Source organism: Acinetobacter sp. YH12043 (assembly GCF_013419915.1).
Lineage (GTDB): Bacteria > Pseudomonadota > Gammaproteobacteria > Pseudomonadales > Moraxellaceae > Acinetobacter.
In genome coordinates this window covers 1-17,349 of record NZ_VOZD01000042.1, presented here as the reverse complement: position 1 = coordinate 17,349, position 17,349 = coordinate 1, and the positions used below count along the sequence as shown (strand labels likewise).

The window sequence follows — 17,349 nt, the reverse complement described above, 5'->3', positions numbered from 1 at the left end:
TTAATGGAGAAATCTAATCGGTATGTTATACCTGAGAGAAGAGTGAGGAGTTATCCAAGGGTTGTAAAAGGAAAACCTCAAAAATACCCAAGAAAAAGCCAGTCAATCTCTTAACTGACTGGCATTAAGTCTACAGACTGGCTTTTTTTTATCACTCTCTTAGAGGCGAACCAAATTTTTTACCTTCAATCAGGTTAGGGCAATGCCTTCAATACTGTCCAGATCGGTCACGTATTCATGAATTTGCGTATAGGTTTCATCTTCCACACTTGGATAGAACCAGCGCACAATCTGTTCGGCCACCAGTGGATGATACTGAATTTCAAAATGATTCAGTCCATAGAAAATCGCCTTATGTGCGTCGGGTACTTTCAGATCAAAACGCGGATGGGGATGTTCGCCCAAGGCACTTTTGACACTGACCAGATAATCACCGATCACATTAAGCGTTTTGTTGGTATGGTGTTCAAACTCGATCGTACCTGCCACCAGATAGGCATCAATATGCGCAGGAATCGGTGCCGGTTTACGGTTGTCGTCCATAAAGCCAATCCGTACCGGATTATGTTCCCAGTCATCATCCCGGACGCTGCCATGACGTAAGTCTAGAATTCCGTTACTGCGAATATTCACCACATGTCCCACAATTTTCACTAAAGGAAAATGTCCGAGCTTTTCCTGCAAACTAAAACCAAAACGTTCCAGTACCGCACCATGATGCGGTGAGCCCAGACAGACCAGATTTTCTACCATCGGAATCCAGTCATAGACATTTTGTTTGCCATAGAACAAGGCGCTGCGTGACACCAGACCGCCCATACTGTGTCCGATCAGATCAATACTGGTAATTCCTGGATTACGTTTGACCAGATCCTGCAAGGCATTGGCCAGACTGCGGCCATTGGCTGAAATGCGGCGTCCGGTATTGTAGTTCAGGTACAGCATGGTGTTATGGTCACGCTGTGCCAGTAATTTTTCTCCAATGCCCGGATATTTGCGGGTTGACCAGTCCAGATGGTTCATGCACAGACCATGCACAAATAGGGTAATGCGTCCGGTTAGCTCACCTTGTTGCAGAGAACCATAATGATCGTAAATGAGCATCGGCAGGGCGAGAGGATTCTGATATTTCAGCAGATAATCGCCAATAATCCCGTTCAGGGCACTGACCATAAAATGCATGGTCGGGGTCAGGGGTTTATTATGTAATTTTGGGAACCTTTCAATAATACGACGCAGTCCAGGCGCAATCAGGGTATTGCCATAATGAAAGATCATGTCATAAGACATTTGATACAGACGTACGATATAAGGAATATTCTGGAAAGTTTTGGAATTTTTTTCACTCAGCCCGAATACGCTCATTAAAATTTCACGCTGAATCGATTTAATCAGCTCCTGTACTACATCACTAAAGCGCATGGTGACCAATTGTGCCAGGCCTTCCAGGACATCTGCCTGGCTAAGCGGAGTTCGATCCCATCGACAATAGGTTTCATGCAATGGCGTTAAACTTGGCATTTGATCCTATCCTTTATATGAGCCGTAGACATCTTTCTTTTTTGAGCACTTCGCGGTATAAATTCTTTTTTTCAGTATTCTTGATTCTCAATTTATTCGGAATACTCTTAAAATAGCGAGAATTGCATAACATTAAAGGCTTTTTTGTCAGACAATTTAAGCAATTAAGTGGTTATAAAATGAAGTGTATTTCACACTTTTAAATTAAATTTTGACATTTTGTTTGTTTTTTATTGATTGCCGATGAATATCATTTACCTGCATGGGTTCAAGAGTAGTAGCAGCTCAATTAAAGGCCAGTTATTGGAACAATACTGTGCAAAGTACCCGGATATTCAGGTGCATTTACCCGATTTGAACATGCCGCCCATAGCTGCAATTCAGAAGATTTCTAAATTGATCCAGTCGATGGATCAGGTAGCATTAGTCGGCAGTAGCTTGGGGGGATTTTATGCGACATATCTGGTCGCTCAAGCGCATGTGCCGGCTGTACTGATCAATCCGGCAATGCGACCATGGCAGCTGTTTCGTGAACTGTTTGATGATGAATTGCCCCTGCAGGTTCATCCGAACTGGTGCCTGAATGACACAGATCTTGGTCAGCTCGAAGCCATGGCGCTACCAACTGCACAAGATGCAGACAAAATGTTAGTGCTGTTACAACAAGGCGATGAAGTTTTGGATTATCGTGAAGCACATCGCTATTATAGTTCAGCTCGTCCACCTGCACTGCTGATGACCGAGGCCAATGGCAGCCATGGCATGGATGATTTTGCGGAGAAAATTCCGCTGCTCTTACAGTTTTTATCCGACTGCATAAAAAAGGAAACCGAATAACGTGTCTCAATATACGGCTCAATCTCTTGAAGTTTTATCTGGTCTAGATCCGGTCCGTCGTCGTCCGGGCATGTATACCGATACCTCTCGTCCAAACCACTTGGCGCAGGAAGTGATTGATAACGCGGTCGATGAGGCACTGGCGGGACATGCCAATAAAGTCACGGTCACGGTGTATAAGGATGGTTCATTATCGGTTGAAGATAATGGCCGTGGTATGCCCGTCGATATTCATCCGGAATATGGTCAGAGCGGGATTGAAATTATCCTGACCAAATTGCATGCCGGTGGTAAGTTCAGTACTGATAACTATCAATTTTCTGGCGGTCTGCACGGGGTGGGGATCTCGGTCGTCAACGCGCTTTCTAGCCGCGTAGAAGTTGAAGTTCAGCGTCACGGCAACCTGTATAAAATGGCCTTTGAAAATGGTGAACCGACTGCACCACTAGAAGTGCTGGAAGGCAAGGCACCGAAACGTGCCACAGGGACAACTGTTCATTTCTGGCCGGAAACCAAATATTTTGATTCTCCAAAATTCGCGCTTAAAGCCTTAAAACATAACTTAAAAGCCAAAGCGGTATTGGCTGCTGGTCTGCAAATTAACTATATCGACCAGATCAATGATGAAAAGATCACCTGGCAGTTTGAAAATGGTCTGGTTGACTATTTGATGGACGAGCTGGAAGACCGTGAAATCATTCCGGCTCCTGCTTTTGTGGCGACAGGTGATGCTGAGCGTGCCAGTGCAGAATTTGCCATCTGCTGGAACGTGGAAGGTGGAGAAAGTATTCAGGAATCCTACGTCAACCTGATTCCAACCGCACAAGGCGGTACTCACGTGAATGGCTTACGTTCAGGTGTGACCGATGCCATGCGTGAGTTCTGTGAGCTGCGTAACCTGTTGCCACGGAATATGAAACTGTCTGCAGAAGATGTCTGGGATGGGGTGAACTATATCCTGTCACTGAAATTCCAGGAGCCACAATTCTCTGGTCAGACCAAGGAACGTTTATCTAGCCGTGAAGCCTCCGGCATTGTGCAGAATATTGCCAAAGATGCGTTTGCGCTATGGTTAAACCAGAATTCAGACATCGCTATGCAACTGGCAGAAATGGCCATTTCCAAAGCGGGTCGCCGTCTAAAAGCAGCCAAGAAAGTTGAACGTAAGAAGATTGTCGCTGGTCCGACTTTACCTGGGAAGCTGTCAGATTGTGTTGGACATGATCTGGATCAGTCTGAACTGTTTATTGTGGAAGGGGACTCTGCGGGTGGTTCAGCCAAGCAGGCACGTGACAAGAATTTCCAGGCGATCATGCCAATTCGTGGGAAAATTTTAAATACTTGGGAAGTCTCTTCGGATGAAGTGCTGGCCTCTCAGGAAGTGCATAACATTGCAATCGCGATTGGCGTCGATCCAGGTTCAGATGACCTGTCTGAACTGCGTTATGGCAAGATCTGTATTCTTGCCGATGCCGACTCGGATGGCTTGCATATCGCGACTTTGTTATGTGCGCTGTTTGTAAAACACTTCCCGATTCTGGTCGAAGAAGGACATCTGTTTGTGGCGATGCCACCCCTATTCCGTATCGATGATGCTAAAGATGTGCACTATGCGCTGGATGAAGATGAACTGGAAGGCATCCTGAAAAAATGTAAAACTAAGAATCCGCAGATCACCCGATTCAAAGGTCTAGGTGAAATGAATGCCAGCCAGCTTCGCGAAACAACTTTGGATCCAAATACTCGCCGTCTGGTGCAACTGGATCTGGATGATGTGCACCTGACTTCAGGTTTACTGGATAAACTGTTGGCCAAAAAACGTGCCAGTGACCGTAAAGACTGGCTGGAACAGAAAGGTAATCTGGCGGATATCGTTGTTTAAAATGATTTGCTGCTAATATCTATTAAAAAGCCCGCAATCGCGGGCTTTTTTAACAACTCAATTTAAGACTCAACTTTTAAATAGTGTCCATCTGCATAGACATTATGTCCAAAGCCACAACCTGAACTGCCATTGTCCTGTTTTAAAATCACCTGTTGTCCCTGTTTAGGATCAAAAGCAAAATTGAGATTAATTTTGCAGTCATCTGATCGATAGGTCGTTTGATTTTTATTAACAGGCATTGTGGTTTCAAATTCACCTATATTTGGACCATAAATCATGCTATTTAGTCCCATATAGAGGCCATTAAAATGAATCTGATAAGAATTTTTAATCCGTTTGACTTGAATGGTATTCCAGTGACCGAAGCCAGCATGCCGTATATAAATGCCTGCCAAGTTTTGAGTTTTTTGCGGAGGAGGAAGCTGTTTTAAATTAAATTGACTGCTTTTGGCCTGAGGAAAGACTGAAAACCAGGCTCGTGCCCATTGTGGCTTTCCTGATTTAAAATAGCTTAAGCCAACATTATTAAAAGCAGTGGTAATGGCATTCTCGGAAAAAGATACACCGCTATTTTCACTATGCATTGCACAAAAGGCAGACCAGGAAGCTTGCTGTTGAAATTGTCCTAGCGCATTTTGATACTGTTTCTGATCATAAAATTTTCTTCCCGAGTTGGCATAGCTTTTCACCTTGGCACATTCGGATCGGAGTTCAGCTTCAAAGTCTGAATTGGCGAAACTGAAACTACTCAGGGGGAGAATACTGATAAAGATAAACCATTTATTCATAATTTTACTCAACTGACATTATTCTGGTTTTAATAGAAAATTTTATCTCTACGCAATTTTTCTAACAGATTATTGATCTAATTAGATTAAGTTTTACATAAAAAATAAAATATTTTGGTTTAATTCAGGTTGAGTTGCATCAATACCAGATCACGCCATTGTCCAAATTTCTGTCCAACTTCCGGCATATAACCGGTTTGTTTAAAGCCTAATTTCTCATGTAAGGCAATTGATGCCTGATTTTCATGGTCAATGGCACCAACCATAACATGGATAGCATTTTGCCGCGCATGTTCAATCAGCTTGAGCATCAAAGCTTTACCCAGACCTTGCCCAATAAAGTCTGCATGAAGAAAGACAGAATGTTCAACAGTGTGTTTAAAGCCCTGAATGGGTCGAAAAGTAGAATAATCCGCATAACCTGCAATTTGCTTGGACGCTGAATGCTCAGCCACCAATAAAGGAAATCCCTGAGCATTTAATTCACTTAGCATGTTCTGAAAATCCTGGATCGTTTTTGGCGTGCTATTCCAGGTTGAGGTTCCGTATAAGATTTCAGCATTGTAGATCGGGAGTATCTGTTCCAGATCTTGAATTTGAGCAGGACGAATAACAAAGCTCATAAGCAGATGCCAAAAAGAAAGAGAATATCTAACCATAACTTGAATTTAGGCAATAAAAAAGCAGAACCAAGGTTCTGCTTTATTCATTCTAAAAACTTAGAAGTGGTATTTCACCAATGCGCTGACATTATGTTCGTCTAAACCTTTGATTGCATATTTATTGTTCCAAACTGAATGCTCAATACCGAAGTATAATTTGGTTTCAGGTGAAATATGTTTACCTGCATTCCATTTGTATTGAGAAGTCCAGTTTAATTCACTTGCATGACCATTTTTCTCAGCTGTTGACCAATCCAGGAAAGCATCTGCCAGGAATTCTTCACTACCAATTTTAAATGGAACGGCATAAGTAATGGTCATCTGATAGTCATCTTCTGACCCTTTATCATTATCAGCTTTATAGAAGTTGATATTTGCATAGCTGGTATAAGGAACATCTAGAGCAAATCCAATACCATATAGGTAATTATTGAAGTCAAGACTGCCGCTATTTCCTTCCCAAGTAGTCGCAATAAGTACGTCTTTAATTGGACCAAGCTCAAGCTTTTGACCAGTGACAGCACCTAAACTTAAACGTGGTGAAACTTCAAAGTAAGTTTCATTACCACTAATATCATTATTAGTACGGTCAGCAAAGGCGAAGAAATCACCATATTTTAAACCAGCTGCATATTCAGCTGTAATAGTGGATTGTTCTAAATCATCAACCATACCTACAGGATGTGCATAATTTTCGCCATATAGGCCTGTCAAACTAAAATCCTGCCAAACTGCTGCCTGAGTGAAAGCTGCTGTTGAAGCCAATGCACAAAGTGCCGCGATTTGTGTAAATTTCATTTAAATATCTCCCCCGAGAAAGCAGCTTAAGGATACAGATTAATAAGTAAAAATAAAGTCAAAATTGATCACTGACAGAAATATTTCATCGTCCTGAGCTGATGATAATTTGAGATATTGGGAGAAGAAGGTTTATAGGATATTTGAAGCGAGTTAAATTTTTATATTTAAATTAATTTTAAGAATTGAGACTCAATTTTGAAGCTGATTAAAGTAATTACATAGATCTTTTATGAACAGGGCAAAGACTGCTTTAATTTTGGGAAGGTCATGTGAATAGTATTTCGATTGTTCCAAATCTGGAAGGTCAATCACGATCCGGTAAGCAGTTGTCACGATCGGTTGTCCTTTTGCTAAAAAAATCAAAATATCACTTGCATATTTTCAAGAGAGGACCGATATTCGAAGTATAGGAACACGGTTCTGCAGACTCAAAAATGTGTTCATCATTCAATCTGGAGGGTTTTATCCAAAGCGATTTGAAGATTTGAAATGCAATATAAAACAGCAAGCTATACACGTGCCAAGATAAAAATTCTGCACTAAAAAGTTAAAATGATTTGAGGATGGTATTTTATGAACATTGAACTCCGTACCGATAAAAACATTCGCAATAGTGATCGTCTAATTACTTACGTTCGTACCGAATTAAATCAGGAATTTCAGCGCCACAGTGAGCGTATTACCCATTTCTCAGTACATCTTAGCGATGAAAATGCCGCCAAAGGAGGCGATGATGATATTCGCTGCATGATCGAAGCACGTCCTGCCGGCTTGAAGCCAATTGTCGTGAACCATCATGGTCATAATGTTGATACTGCCATTCATGGTGCCATCGACCGTTTAAAACGCAGTCTGGAACATGTGATTGAGAAAAAAGATAACGTACGTAGCACTCCGCTAAAACTTGCGGAAGAAGATACGGGTACAGATCTAGAACAATAAATAATTCGCAGATGAAAAAGGCCCCCTACGGGGCTTTTTTCAATTTTAGATAAAATAAACGAATGAGAACAAAACAAATCCCGCTTTATTCGGCATAATAGTGAAAAACGAATTTGAAGTGAGCTCCATCATGTTAACTGCGCAACAACAGCTTTTTGTGCAAGCACTCGAAGAACTCAATCTGGGTCAGGTCAAACAGCTTTTGGCAGATGGACTTAACCCGAATTTTATTGATCTGGAAAAAGGCCCAGTTATTTCCATCTGGTCAGATGGCCTGTTCAAATGGTGGGAAGAAGTCTGCGAAGCTTATGAAGCGGGCAGTCCCTTAACTGCTGAAGAAAAACAGCAACGTCTGGATGTACATTTACAGATTCTGGAAGCGCTGATCCAGGCCAAAGTCAATTTGCATCTTTGGGATGCTGAAGAAGTTTATGGCCCGCTTTGGGATGCGGCCAGTGCAGCCTGTGTACCTGCAGTGCAGCGCCTATTAGAAGAAAAAGTCAATCCGAACAGCAAGGATGAAGAAGGATTAACCATTCTGTCATCGATTAGTGATTTATTCTTTGATTGTGATTTTGATGAAATTAACTGGGCAGAAGCACTGGAAGAAGAAAAACAGACCCTAGAATTATTGCGTAGTCATGGCGCAAAAATGACCAAGGAATTACATTAAATTTTAAGAAAGAGCTCCAGCAAGATGAAGACAACTTTAAGAATATTGGGTTTGATGGCACTGACGGGTGTCAGTGCACAGCTTTGTGCAGCGGTAGAGTTTGACCGACCAGGTGAAGGTCTGGGCACTAGTACAGTTCCAGTGGGTCAGTTAGCTTGGGAACAGGGTTTACCGAGTTTCTCTTATAGCGAAGCGACTGTGGATGGAAGCAAGCTGAAACAAACCACTTTAAATGCCGACGTCTTGTTGCGTACCGGTTTGACTGATGATCTGGAATTACGTTTAGGCTGGGCCGGTCCGGCCTGGTCACAAACCAAGTTCAATAGCCAGACTGAAGAGGATGATGGTCTAGGCGATGTCAGTATTGGCCTGAAAAAAGCCATTGATCTGGATGATGAAAAACTCAGTATGGCGCTGATGGCTGAAGCCATTATTGCCACAGGTAATGCTAATTTTAGCAATGAAGAAGATATTTACAGTCTGAGCTCAGCAGTTGCTTATCAATATAATGATTTGGTGAATACTGCACTGACCATGCGTTATGAATGGCAGGATAGCAACTGGGCGATTACTGCGATTCCGACTTTAGGCTATCAGATTGCTGATCGCTGGTCAGGTTATTCGGAACTGATTTATCGCAAAGCCGAAAGTCAGGATAATGAATATGCGCTAGGCACTGGTGTCATGTATGCATTGAATGATCAGGTACAACTTGATGCCAGTATCGGGGTGGATCTGGAAGGCCAGAATAAAGGTTACTTCTCAGGCTTGGGCGTATCGTTCCTATTCTAAGCTGCTCTTATTTCGATATGACCAAAGCACTTCAGTTTAAGATCGGGAGAAAAGTATTTTCTCCAGTCTTATTGGGCACAGTGTTGCTTAGCAATATTGCTCAGGCAGAAGCGCCCTTATTGTCGCCTGAGCAGGCTTTTCCTCTGAGTATCAGTTCAGTCACTCAGCAACAGACTGAACTTAGCTGGGAAATTCCACAAAACTATTATCTTTATCAGCATAAGGTAGAGCTAAAGCAGGGAAGTCAGCCGATGACCTTGCAACTACCACCCGCTGAAGATCTATATGATGAAAACTACGGTCATACCCAGGTTTATTATCAGCAATTAAAAGTTCAGATTCCGACACAGGCGGGTCAAACGTATCAGGTCAGCTGGCAAGGCTGTGCCAAAGACCGGCTTTGTTATCCTCCTCAAACCATTGAATTTAAGACTGACTTATCCGGTCTGGTGCAATATGAATCTACTGGCTCGGGTAATAAAAGGTTACTGGATCTAAGCAGCTCTTCCTCGCAACACAACCGGATTATGGCAAATTCTGCTGATGATCTAGAATCAGGAAATACAGACAGCAAAATCGTCGAAGTCATTTCTACACGATCCAGCAGCGACTCGGCACAAGATCAGCAATGGTCTGCACGTCTCGCTGAAAGTTCGCTGGCTTATGGATTGCTGTTATTTTTCGGCTTGGGCATTTTGCTGGCATTTACGCCATGCTCTTTGCCGATGCTGCCAATTCTGACTTCATTAATTGTTCGTGATAGCAAAGGCATCAAGGCCTGGATGATTGCCCTAAGCTTTGTAAGCAGTATGGCCGCAGTCTATGCGGTATTAGGCTTGATCGCGTCTTCAGCCGGACTCAACTTTCAGCGCTGGTTACAGCAACCTGCCACCCTGATGGCATTTAGTGCATTATTTGTGGTATTTGCCCTCAACTTGTTTGGCCTGTTTGAAATTAAAATGCCACAGCGTCTGACGCAACGTCTGGACCGGGTTCAGGCGATGCAGCAAGGGGGAACTCTGGTTAGCGCTGCGATCATGGGATCTGTTTCTGCCTTGCTGGTTGGGCCTTGTATGACGGCACCATTAGCCGGTGCTTTATTATTTATTTCCCAGACTCAGAACCAATGGCAAGGCGCAGTGCTGTTGTTTACGTTGGGTTTCGGTATGGGCACCCCGTTGCTGCTGGCCAGTATTATGGGGGCACGTATTCTACCTCGAGCCGGGCACTGGATGAATCAGGTGAAAGTGCTCTTTGCTTTCATTATGCTAGCTTTGGCCTTGTATTTTATTCGTCCGCTGATTTCAGAAGCGGCATTGCAGTGGCTGTCGCTAGGGCTGGGCTTAAGCTTTGTAGCCTATGTTCTGGCACGATTATTATGGAAAAATACCGGACTGCGCTGGCTCTATATCATCTGTTTGGCTATTGCAGTGCCTTATATTACATATAGTCAGTATCAGCATAGTCAGCGTTTTTTTGTTGAAACTGCCCAACAACAGGCGAGTTGGCATATAGCAAAAACGGCCACTGAATTTGAACAGTTATTGGCTACAGTACCGCAAGGGCAGAAGGTCATTATTGATGTCTATGCTGATTGGTGTGTGGCCTGTCAGCCGATTGAACATAAAGTATTAAAGGCAGTTGCTGTCCAGCAGGCCTTAGCCCCTTATTTTCTGATCAAGCTTGATCTTAGTCAGTATGATGCTACGCATCAGGCTTTACTTAACCGATGGGAAATTCTGGGACCACCGACCTATTTATTTCTTGATACTCAGCAGCAGGAGATTCGCAGCTTACGTTTGACTGGCGCATTTAGTAAAGCAGAATTATTGGCACAGCTACAGCTTTTAGAACAGCTCTAGCATTCACTTTAAAGCTTTTCGGGTACATGCTTTAAAGTGAATAAGGCCGATAAAAATATCAGGCTGGTTGAACTTTTAGAGGTTCCAGATAAGATTTCACTTGATTCCGTCCACTAGCTTTGGCCTGATAAAGGGCCTGATCGGCTTGGCTTAAAAGTTGCTGTGGGCGTAATTCTGGTTTTGAAATAGCAATGCCAAAGCTGGCCGTCACCGGGATCAATTGTCCTTCATCACTAAAAATCTGTAGTTGCTGGATCGCGCTTCGGCAACGCTCTGCTACCTGCTGAGCTTTCTCCAGGCTGGAATTATTCAGGACCAGAATAAATTCTTCACCACCGAACCGGCCAACGATATCGCTTTCACGCAATTGCTGGTTTAGTACCGCACTGACTTGTACCAATGTTTCATCGCCCTTGTGATGTCCATAGTAATCATTGATCTTTTTGAAATGATCCAGATCCAGCAGCACCAGGGCATAATTAAAAGTCGCAGTACTATTTAGCTGGTCCAGACATTGATTGATACTGCGGCGATTAAATAGATTGGTCAGAGGATCAATCTGGCTGAGATGGTTAATTAGCTGTTCGCGATAGCGCCATTGACTGAGTAAAATTTCAAATAAAATCATGCAGACAGCAAGAATTGGTAAGATAAAATACAGCATTGATAACAGCCAGAAGCTATTATGGAAAAATTGATCCTGAATATTAAAGAGTGGCGAATAAGGCAGTTGCTGGTTAAAGCTTAGATAGGCACAAGTCACCAGGAACAGTGAGGCCGGAATCAGCATGCTATAGACCAGTCTTCGGTGAAACAGGACCAGTCCTACCGTCATCAGGCAAACATAGGCAATTGTGGCTACCGGGCTAATCACGCCTACGATATATGCATCCCGACACAGGGACACCACAAAGATGCCCACTGCCAGATAGGGAAAATATCGTTCTATCAGTGCATTGCCCTGAAATTTATAACAGGGATAAATCAGAAGAACCAGCGCCAGTAAAAATAGGCCATTCATGTGAATCTCTGAACGAACGACATCAATATGGACATGCTGCCAGTATTGCGGATGTGACAGGACAAACAGGTCCCAGCTTAGCCAGCTGATATGTATGCCACAGCCAAGTGCCAGCATCAGGATACACTTTTTCAAAATCCCCCAGTTCATCACTACTTCATCTTCGATCAGATATTTCTTGAGTCGATGATTCTGGAATTTTTGTAATACTGCTGACATTCGCTTCATACAACAGGTCTGACCTTTATTGTTATTGCTAAGTTTTTAAAAGATGGAAAAATATTGCTTTAATTATTTACAGAAATATAACATAAAATTAATTCATTGATAATCAGTAATATTTATCAAAAATTAAAAAAAAGGAGAAAAATTAAGCTGGAAATTTATTGTTCTAAATACGCAATGAAGTGTTTTATTTAAACCCATTATTTCATTATTTAAAGTTTATTAAGCTATGTCCATTCCCGAACAATGAACGGACCAGATTAAGCAATGAAAATTTTACAGATTGATTCCAGTATTTTAGGTGATGCCTCTATTTCCCGTCAGTTGACTCAAGCTATTGTGGGACAGCTTCAACAGAAACATGGTGAGGCTGTTGAGCTTGAATATCTGGACTTGGCTGCACAGCCGATTCCACATTTAACTGCCGAAATTTTGATGGGTCAAAATCTTGAGCAGGCGGCTTTAGGAGAACAGATTTTACAGCAGTACTTACAGGCGGATATCGTGGTGGTTGGGGCCGCTATGTATAACTTCGGTCTACCTTCTACCTTAAAAGCCTGGATTGACCGCATTAGTGTGGCAGGGCGTACTTTTAAATATACAGAAAATGGCCCAGTGGGTCTGGCAGGTGAAAAGAAAGTCTATATTGCCAGTAGCCGCGGTGGTGTTTATGGCGAACAAAGCCCAGTTGATTTCCAGGAAGCTTTCCTGAAAACTGTATTTAACTTTACTGGCGTAACTGATGTGCACGTAATTCGCGCTGAAGGCGTCAATATGGGTGATGTAGCGAAACAGCAGGCAATTGAAACTGCGATGGCGCAGGTAAGCCTGATCTAAAATTCGATAGAAAATGAATGAACAAAAAAAGGTCAGCAATCGCTGACCTTTTTTATGGCTTCTTTTAAATTTCTAGTCTTGATCCAGACGATGAGCAAATTCTGAAAGATCCGCCAGCGCTTGTCGGGCCTCTTCAAACCAGGCACTAAACATCTGAAAATTATGCCACATCCCGGTATATATCTTGAATTCAACCTCGACACCAGCCTGTTCCGCTTTTTCCTTGAAGCGTGTGGCATCATCCAGCAGAATTTCTTTAGATCCCACCTGTATATGCATCGGTGGCAAACCACTGAGATCGGCAAAAAATGGGGAAATTTCCGGATCGCCACGATCCATTGTACTCGGTACATAATACTGAATCCCGGTTTTCAGGGTTTCAATCGACAGTAGGGCATCATGTTTCTGATTATAGCGTAGTGATTCACTGGTCAGGGTCAGATCAAGGAAAGGGGAAAGTAGAATCAGTCCACTCACCTGTGGCAGGCCTTCCTGCTGTAATTTGAGTGCCAACGCCAACGCCAGATTAGCGCCACACGAATCTCCGGACAGAACAATGTCCTTAGCCTGAATGCCCTGATCTAATAACAGGTTATAGACATCAAGCACAGCTTCCAAAGGTTCAGGATAAGCAGATTCAGGAGCCAGAGGATAATCAATATGCAGTACCTGCATCTGGGTGCGAGCGGCAATCTGGGTCATAAAGGCACGATGGGTATTTAAGGAACCGAGATAAAAAGCACCACCATGAATATGGAAAATCAGCTGGCTGGATTCCTGCTGTGGTTTGATTTCCTCGGCATGTACACCTGCCAGCCGGAGCGAACGGATTTGTACGGACTTATCTTGCGGAAAAATCTTGCACATCTGCTCCAGTGCGACCCGTAAGGAGCTTGGAGGAAGATTGAACCGACTAGGCGCGCGGATGGTCGCTTTTAAAAGACTTTCTGTAATTAATTGTTTCGTCACGGGGCTCATCTTCATCTTCTTTCCATCTTTTTCTGCTTTTATTGATTATGTAGATTATTTACCAACAATATTTACAAGGTTACACTAAATAGTCACAGGTAAAAATTGCAAAAATGTTGTGACTTTTTAATACTACATCGGTCTATCTCAGACTAGGGAAATGAAGAAAAATGAAAAAAATTACGCTAATGTTAGGACTACTCGGCTTATCTGCGCTGGCCAATGCTGCAGATCCTTTAAATGGTACCGTTTGGAAAACGATTGACGACGAAACCAAACAACCAAAGGCTATAGTAAAATTTACTGAGCAAAAAAATGGGACATTATCTGCAAGCATCCAATCGGTATTAACACCGGGTGAAGAAAATGCTTGTACAAAATGTGAAGGTCCGTATCACAATAAATCGCTGAAAGGTTTAACGATTGTGAAAGGCCTGAAAAATACAGGCGGAACCAGCTATGACAGTGGTTCGATCCTAGATCCAAAATCTGGTAAAACTTATAAGCTGAAAGGCAACCTGACAGATGGTGGCAAGAAGCTTGAGCTGCGCGGTTATATCGGCGTGTCTGCTTTAGGTCGTAACCAAACCTGGATTCGTGCCAAATAATAGATCATGACCGTTCTCTAAAAACTACCATAAAAAAGCCTGACAGAAGTCAGGCTTTTTTTATTCTTTCAGCTCATCTGGGATGATTAGTCTTTTAGCTTTTGATAAGCGGCTTCATCAAAACCAGCGATAAAACCAGTTGCAGTCTGTAATACCGGACGTTTGATTAAGCTGGTATGAGTAGTTAAGGCGGTAATCAGATTATCTTCACTGGCAAGCGCATTTTCCTGTTCTTCTGCAGTGAGTTTACGCCAGGTAGTGCCTTTCTTGTTCAGTACCACATCTTGGCCTAAAGCATCTAGCCAGGTTTTAACCGTATCCGCGTCGATCCCCTGTTTTTTATAATCATGAAATTCGTAAGCCAGTCCCAATTCATTAAGTAAATCAAAAGCTTTTTTCATTGAATTGCAGTTTTTAATGCCATAAATCTTGAGCATGCTCGCTGTATCCCAAACAGTTTATTTATTGATGGCTTAGCTTAGCTGAATTTATGCCGATCGCCTATGTGCTTCCAAGAAGCTTGTTTTTAAGCAATATTTAAAAGACATGTCATTCGATTGACATCGTTTAAGAGCAGAATGGCTATTAAAAAGTAAATGGTAAAGTTTAAGAATAAGAAAAAAATGAAGGTACTGAAATGAGAAAACCCGCATCTAATCATCCTGATTATGCGGGTCTCAATACAACGTCCGTTGTCACATCCATGAAAAACAAGCTAAATCTGATAGTTTGTTTTATTTTCTTCCTACGGCGTCCTGTCCTTATAGTGTCATCCTGACATATCCCTGTGCCGTGTGAGTATCATGCGCTGTTAGGACTGGAAGATAAACCTGAAAATACGTCATGTAGTGTAGGTAATAAACCTTAATTGAGTGAACAATTGTTCACTCAATACTTGGATTGGTTTTAGATTTTATAGTCAATAATCACGGGTGCATGGTCACTAAACCATTCATCTTTATAGACCCAGGCATTTACAGTACGGTCTTTCCAGTCCGGTGAGCAGGCCTGATAGTCAATCCGCCAGCCCACGTTCTTGGCGCGGGCTTGACCACGATTCGACCACCAGGAATATAGCTCGGCTTCTTTACGGACTTCGCGGAACGTATCGACATAACCCAGTTCATCATAGATATGATCCAACCATGCACGTTCATGCGGCAAGCAGCCCGATGCTTTCTGGTTACCAGACCAGTTTTTAATATCGATACGTTTATGCACGATATTGTAATCACCACAGACAATGATGGATTTGTCTTCATCGCGCCATTGTTTCAGGATCTTTTTATACTCTTCCAGAAAGTGATCTTTACGTGCCTGCGCTTCATCGCCCGAAGAACCTGAAGGTAAATACAGCGAACAGATATGTGCTGTTTTTTCCAGACCCAAGTCAAATTCTGCCGAGATAAAGCGGCCTTGAGAATCAGCCAGTTCAAAACCCAGACCATCAGTAATGGAAACAAAAGGCAGACGGCTATAAATCGCTGTACCTGCATAACCTGGACGCTCGGCAGGGAACAGGTGGGTATACCAGCCTTCAGGCTTAAATTTATCAGTCCACTGCGCATGGGTAATCCGGCTTTCCTGCATGCAGATCACATCGGCATCAGACTGTTCGATCCACTCTAGCAAGCCCTTGCTGACAGAGGAACGTAAACCGTTGACATTAATTGAAACGACACGAAGAATTTTTTGATCACCTGGATAGCTACTCTTTGGTATCATGCGCAAGTCTTACCCTTAATTAATGGATTTAGGAGCACCTCATGTCAACGCCAGCTCAGTTTAACCCGCAAGCTTTTATCGAACTCGCATTATCACGTGGTGTGCTTAAATTTGGTGAGTTTACTTTAAAATCAGGACGTGTGAGTCCTTATTTTTTTAATGCTGGCTTGCTCAATGATGGTGAAGCCTTGTCACTACTGGCTTCTGGCTATGCTGCAAAATTAACTGAATGTGACAATGTTGAAGTGATTTTTGGACCAGCATACAAAGGCATTCCTTTTGTAGCAGCTACAGCAGTGGCACTATCGCAAAATCATGGCGTCAGCGTGCCATGGGGCTTTAACCGTAAAGAAGCCAAAGATCACGGTGAAGGTGGTGTGCTGGTCGGTGCTTCAGTGGAAGGGAAAAAAGTCTGGATTATTGATGATGTGATTACAGCCGGTACTGCCATTCGTGAAGTAGTCACCATCCTGAAAAATGCCGGTGCGCAAATTGCAGGTGTACTGGTTGCTCTTGATCGTCAGGAAAAAGGCCAAGGTGAATTATCTGCTATTCAGGAAGTACAAAAAGAACTGGAAATTCCAGTACATGCACTAATTACCATGAAAGATTTAATGAATTACCTAGATGCAAAAGGCGATAGCGAAGCATTGGCGAAAATGGAAGCTTATCGTGTGAAATACGGAATCTAAAACCTGATTCACCAGATAAAAAGTAAAGCCTTAGTAATCTAAGGCTTTACTTTTTATGGGAAGAAAGATTCTGTTCAGGCGACTGTATTTAAAAGAAATATAAATAATAAGATAGAAATTCTGATCTGGATAAACTTTAAATTTGATAAGTTATATTATCTTCTTCAAAATTAAATTTTATATAAATATTCTTCTCAATATATAAATCTTGATCAAAATTATTTTATCTAAAAAGAAAAATATTTTTAAAAGAAACTCATTAAAGAATGAATTACCCCCCATAAAGTCCCTTTACAAATAAAATGAATAAGGTAGTTATGGTCATTGTTTACAAATTGTAATCCGCCTATATTGAAATAAACATTACGTAATTAATTATAAGAAGGCAGAGTAAAACTTGAAGTGCGACATAAACCACCTAATTAATTTAAAGGGTTTATGGAGTATATAAAATTGTCATACCATCATCTTAACTTTGAAGATCGTACTGCATTAATGCTTGAGTCAAG

General features: G+C 42.2%; 17 protein-coding genes. 9 read left to right on the top strand and 8 right to left on the bottom strand.

Going from position 1 to position 17,349, the window contains the following annotated elements; genetic code table 11:
- Positions 1–189 precede the first annotated feature (189 nt).
- Positions 190–1,521 carry an alpha/beta hydrolase gene (locus FTU01_RS14885; RefSeq protein ID WP_166137513.1) on the bottom strand — a complete coding sequence of 444 codons (1,332 nt, stop codon included), beginning with the start codon at positions 1,519–1,521 and terminating at the stop codon, positions 190–192.
- A 243-nt stretch (positions 1,522–1,764) separates the two neighbouring features.
- On the opposite strand from FTU01_RS14885, the gene FTU01_RS14880 reads away from it, so the two are divergent.
- The gene (locus FTU01_RS14880; RefSeq protein WP_180052504.1) at positions 1,765–2,358 is read left to right on the top strand and encodes a YqiA/YcfP family alpha/beta fold hydrolase; all 594 of its coding nucleotides are present in this window, start codon (positions 1,765–1,767) and stop codon (positions 2,356–2,358) included.
- A gap of 1 nt (position 2,359) precedes the next feature.
- Positions 2,360–4,240: a DNA topoisomerase IV subunit B gene (gene parE / locus FTU01_RS14875; RefSeq protein ID WP_166137506.1), complete on the top strand. Its 1,881-nt coding sequence runs from the start codon at positions 2,360–2,362 to the stop codon at positions 4,238–4,240.
- A gap of 62 nt (positions 4,241–4,302) precedes the next feature.
- On the opposite strand, the gene FTU01_RS14870 is transcribed toward parE, so the two are convergent.
- The 3 genes from FTU01_RS14870 to FTU01_RS14860 form a co-directional block, all read right to left on the bottom strand.
- The gene (locus FTU01_RS14870; protein ID WP_180139852.1) at positions 4,303–5,031 is read right to left on the bottom strand and encodes a hypothetical protein; all 729 of its coding nucleotides are present in this window, start codon (positions 5,029–5,031) and stop codon (positions 4,303–4,305) included.
- A 119-nt stretch (positions 5,032–5,150) separates the two neighbouring features.
- Complete coding sequence (locus FTU01_RS14865) at positions 5,151–5,654, bottom strand: GNAT family N-acetyltransferase (protein WP_179991909.1); 504 nt, start codon at positions 5,652–5,654, stop codon at positions 5,151–5,153.
- Positions 5,655–5,750: 96 nt separating this feature from the next.
- Positions 5,751–6,491, bottom strand: a complete 741-nt coding sequence (locus tag FTU01_RS14860) for an outer membrane protein OmpK (RefSeq protein ID WP_179991910.1) — start codon at positions 6,489–6,491, stop codon at positions 5,751–5,753.
- 576 nt (positions 6,492–7,067) lie between these two features.
- Here FTU01_RS14860 and FTU01_RS14850 point away from each other — a divergent pair.
- The 4 genes from FTU01_RS14850 (at position 7,068) to dsbD (ending at position 10,763) form a co-directional block, all read left to right on the top strand.
- The gene (locus FTU01_RS14850) at positions 7,068–7,436 is read left to right on the top strand and encodes an HPF/RaiA family ribosome-associated protein (RefSeq protein WP_005232722.1); all 369 of its coding nucleotides are present in this window, start codon (positions 7,068–7,070) and stop codon (positions 7,434–7,436) included.
- Positions 7,437–7,566: 130 nt separating this feature from the next.
- Positions 7,567–8,109, top strand: coding sequence for an ankyrin repeat domain-containing protein (locus tag FTU01_RS14845; RefSeq protein ID WP_004781453.1), 543 nt, complete (start codon positions 7,567–7,569; stop codon positions 8,107–8,109).
- Between the two features lie 24 nt (positions 8,110–8,133).
- Positions 8,134–8,901 carry a transporter gene (locus FTU01_RS14840; protein ID WP_180017280.1) on the top strand — a complete coding sequence of 256 codons (768 nt, stop codon included), beginning with the start codon at positions 8,134–8,136 and terminating at the stop codon, positions 8,899–8,901.
- Between the two features lie 17 nt (positions 8,902–8,918).
- Entirely contained in the window at positions 8,919–10,763 is a 1,845-nt protein-coding gene (gene dsbD / locus FTU01_RS14835) for a protein-disulfide reductase DsbD (RefSeq protein ID WP_180139850.1), read from the top strand.
- A 58-nt stretch (positions 10,764–10,821) separates the two neighbouring features.
- On the opposite strand, the gene FTU01_RS14830 is transcribed toward dsbD, so the two are convergent.
- Positions 10,822–12,012 carry a GGDEF domain-containing protein gene (locus FTU01_RS14830; protein WP_180139847.1) on the bottom strand — a complete coding sequence of 397 codons (1,191 nt, stop codon included), beginning with the start codon at positions 12,010–12,012 and terminating at the stop codon, positions 10,822–10,824.
- 264 nt (positions 12,013–12,276) lie between these two features.
- Here FTU01_RS14830 and FTU01_RS14825 point away from each other — a divergent pair, with 264 nt between their 5' ends.
- Complete coding sequence (locus tag FTU01_RS14825) at positions 12,277–12,846, top strand: FMN-dependent NADH-azoreductase (protein ID WP_180139844.1); 570 nt, start codon at positions 12,277–12,279, stop codon at positions 12,844–12,846.
- 72 nt (positions 12,847–12,918) lie between these two features.
- Here the strand turns inward: FTU01_RS14825 and FTU01_RS14820 are convergent, their stop codons facing one another.
- Positions 12,919–13,830, bottom strand: coding sequence for an alpha/beta hydrolase (locus FTU01_RS14820; RefSeq protein WP_180139841.1), 912 nt, complete (start codon positions 13,828–13,830; stop codon positions 12,919–12,921).
- Between the two features lie 155 nt (positions 13,831–13,985).
- On the opposite strand from FTU01_RS14820, the gene FTU01_RS14815 reads away from it, so the two are divergent.
- Positions 13,986–14,423, top strand: coding sequence for a DUF2147 domain-containing protein (locus FTU01_RS14815; RefSeq protein ID WP_004781465.1), 438 nt, complete (start codon positions 13,986–13,988; stop codon positions 14,421–14,423).
- Between the two features lie 86 nt (positions 14,424–14,509).
- Here FTU01_RS14815 and FTU01_RS14810 read toward each other — a convergent pair whose 3' ends face one another.
- Together FTU01_RS14810 and FTU01_RS14805 are read right to left on the bottom strand one after the other, a co-directional pair.
- On the bottom strand, positions 14,510–14,860 hold the full coding sequence (locus FTU01_RS14810) for a Spx/MgsR family RNA polymerase-binding regulatory protein (RefSeq protein WP_159124193.1): 351 nt from the start codon (positions 14,858–14,860) through the stop codon (positions 14,510–14,512).
- Between the two features lie 469 nt (positions 14,861–15,329).
- Entirely contained in the window at positions 15,330–16,148 is an 819-nt protein-coding gene (locus tag FTU01_RS14805; protein ID WP_159124217.1) for an exodeoxyribonuclease III, read from the bottom strand.
- 41 nt (positions 16,149–16,189) lie between these two features.
- Here FTU01_RS14805 and pyrE point away from each other — a divergent pair, with 41 nt between their 5' ends.
- Positions 16,190–16,840 carry an orotate phosphoribosyltransferase gene (gene pyrE / locus FTU01_RS14800; protein WP_125279724.1) on the top strand — a complete coding sequence of 217 codons (651 nt, stop codon included), beginning with the start codon at positions 16,190–16,192 and terminating at the stop codon, positions 16,838–16,840.
- The last annotated feature ends 509 nt before the right edge of the window (positions 16,841–17,349 follow it).